General features: G+C 63.6%; 3 protein-coding genes. All 3 read left to right on the forward strand.

Annotation, left to right across the window (positions count from 1 at the left end; genetic code table 11):
• A partial coding sequence (locus E5W70_RS32005; protein WP_292665312.1) for an HAD-IC family P-type ATPase occupies window positions 1–755 on the forward strand: 755 nt, incomplete at its 5' end.
• 43 nt (window positions 756–798) lie between these two features.
• Window positions 799–1,185, forward strand: coding sequence for a DUF305 domain-containing protein (locus E5W70_RS32010; protein ID WP_292665314.1), 387 nt, complete (start codon window positions 799–801; stop codon window positions 1,183–1,185).
• 87 nt (window positions 1,186–1,272) lie between these two features.
• Complete coding sequence (locus E5W70_RS32015) at window positions 1,273–2,118, forward strand: aldo/keto reductase (protein ID WP_292665316.1); 846 nt, start codon at window positions 1,273–1,275, stop codon at window positions 2,116–2,118.
• Window positions 2,119–2,197: the final 79 nt, after the last annotated feature.

Below are 2,197 nucleotides of genomic sequence, written 5' to 3' on the forward strand. Positions count from 1 at the left end.
GTTTCGAGGCTATCACCGGTAAGGGTGTTTCCGGCACGGTTTCGGGACAGAAGGTGGCGCTCGGCAATGCCGCGATGATGGCCGATCTCGGCATCGATACGGCTTCGGTCCTGGCCAGTGCCGAGGCGCTGCAGGCCGACGGCAAGACCGCGATGTTCGTCGCTGTCGCAGGCAAGCTCGCCGGCCTTGTTGCCGTCGCCGATCCGATCAAGGCGACGACCCCCGAGGCGATCAAGGCGCTGCATGACAGCGGGCTGAAGATCGTCATGGCGACGGGCGACAATGAGCGCACCGCCAAGGCCATCGCAGCCAAGCTCGGCATCGACGCGGTGCGTGCCGGGCTTTTGCCCGAACAGAAGAACGCGCTGGTCGAGGAGTTGCGCGCCGGCGGTGCCGGCGTCGCCATGGCCGGCGACGGCGTCAACGATGCGCCGGCACTTGCCGCCGCAGATGTCGGCATCGCCATGGGCACCGGCGCCGATGTTGCGGTCGAAAGTGCCGGGATTACCCTGGTCAAAGGCGATCTCAACGGCATCGTCAGGGCGAGGACGCTGGCCCGCGCGACGATCCGCAACATCCGCCAGAACCTGTTTTTCGCTTTCCTCTACAATGTGCTTGGCGTGCCGGTTGCTGCCGGCGTGCTTTATCCGCTCACCGGCACGCTGTTGTCGCCGATGATTGCGGCGGCGGCGATGAGCCTGTCTTCGGTTTCGGTGATAGCCAACGCATTGCGGCTCAGGACGTTGAAACTCTGAGTAAACCTTCCAGATAGACCCTGTTCGAAAAAGGAGACGATGAATGACTTTGGCCAAAAAGATCGTGCTGCTGATGATGGCGGCGGGAATGCTGCTTGCCGTTTTCCTCGAAAGCGTTCCGGCACAAGCCGAGGAGATGAAGCACGACATGGGCGCAATGGGTGCACAGAACCCCTCGACCGACGGCTACAAGGCGGCGATGGACAAGATGCATACCGACATGATGGCGATCGAATATTCCGGCAATGCCGATGTCGATTTCGCCCGCGGCATGATCCCGCATCACCAGGCGGCCATCGACATGGCCAAGATCGAGCTCGCCAATGGCAAGGATCCGGAAATGCGTAAGCTCGCCGAAGCGGTGATCGGCGCGCAGCAAGCCGAGATCAAGCAGATGCAGGACTGGCTGGCCGCCCACCCGGTGAAGTAGCGGTTCACGCTATCAGAGCGAATCCGGGGAAGAGGCTTCACCTGGATTCCCTTGCGCGGCTATGATGCCGCCTGACTGGAGCATGCCATGCCATCGACGATAAGAACGACCACCCTGCCCTGCGGCGAAGCGGTGCCGGTGCTCGGCCAGGGCACCTGGAAGATGGGCGAAGACGCTCGCCGCCGTGCCGACGAGGCCAATGCCCTGAAGCTCGGGCTGGATCTCGGCATGACACTGATCGACACCGCCGAAATGTATGCCAGCGGCGGCGCCGAGGAGGTGGTGGCGGAGGCCATCGCCGGGCGCCGCGACGAGGTTTTCGTGGTCTCCAAAGTGCTGCCGTCCAATGCCTCGCGCGCCGGCGTGAAACGGGCCTGCGAGAACAGCCTGAGGCATCTCGCCACCGACCGCATCGATCTTTATCTGCTGCATTGGCCGGGCAGCGTGCCCTTGATGGAAACGGCAGAGGCGTTCGAAGCGTTGAAGGCGGCCGGCAAGATCCGCTATTGGGGCGTCAGCAATTTCGATACCGATGAGATGGAAGAGCTGGTCCGATTGCCGGCCGGCGGTAATGTCCAGACCAACCAGGTACTCTACAATCTGTCGCAGCGCGGCGTCGAGTTCGACCTCACCCCGTGGAGCCGGCAACGCGGCATGCCGCTGATGGCCTATTCGCCGGTCGATCAGGGGGTATTGGCGCGCAACGCCAGGCTCGATGCCATCGCCGCCCGCCACAGTGCGACGCCGGCGCAGATCGCGCTTGCCTGGGTGATGGCGCAGGAGGGCGTGATCGCGATTCCCAAAGCTAGCCGCCCGGAGCATGTCCGGCAGAATGTCGCGGCGTTGGACATCGAGCTCACGAGCGAAGATTTCGCCGACCTCGACCGCGCCTTCCCGCCGCCGAGGCGGAAGTCGGGCCTGGCGATGATTTGAAGGGGAGGACCAGAAACTGAGGTTGCGTTCCTTCACACCCCCCTCTGTCCTGCCGGACATCTCCCCCGCAAGGGGGGAG

It is taken from the genome of Mesorhizobium sp. (assembly GCF_005063415.1).
Classification (GTDB): Bacteria; Pseudomonadota; Alphaproteobacteria; order Rhizobiales; family Rhizobiaceae; genus Mesorhizobium.

Bases quoted from the DNA above. Each gene is read 5' to 3' on its own strand.
- E5W70_RS32010 (WP_292665314.1), top strand. From the start codon at position 799: ATGACTTTGGCCAAAAAGATCGTGCTGCTGATGATGGCGGCGGGAATG.
- E5W70_RS32015 (WP_292665316.1), top strand. From the start codon at position 1,273: ATGCCATCGACGATAAGAACGACCACCCTGCCCTGCGGCGAAGCGGTG.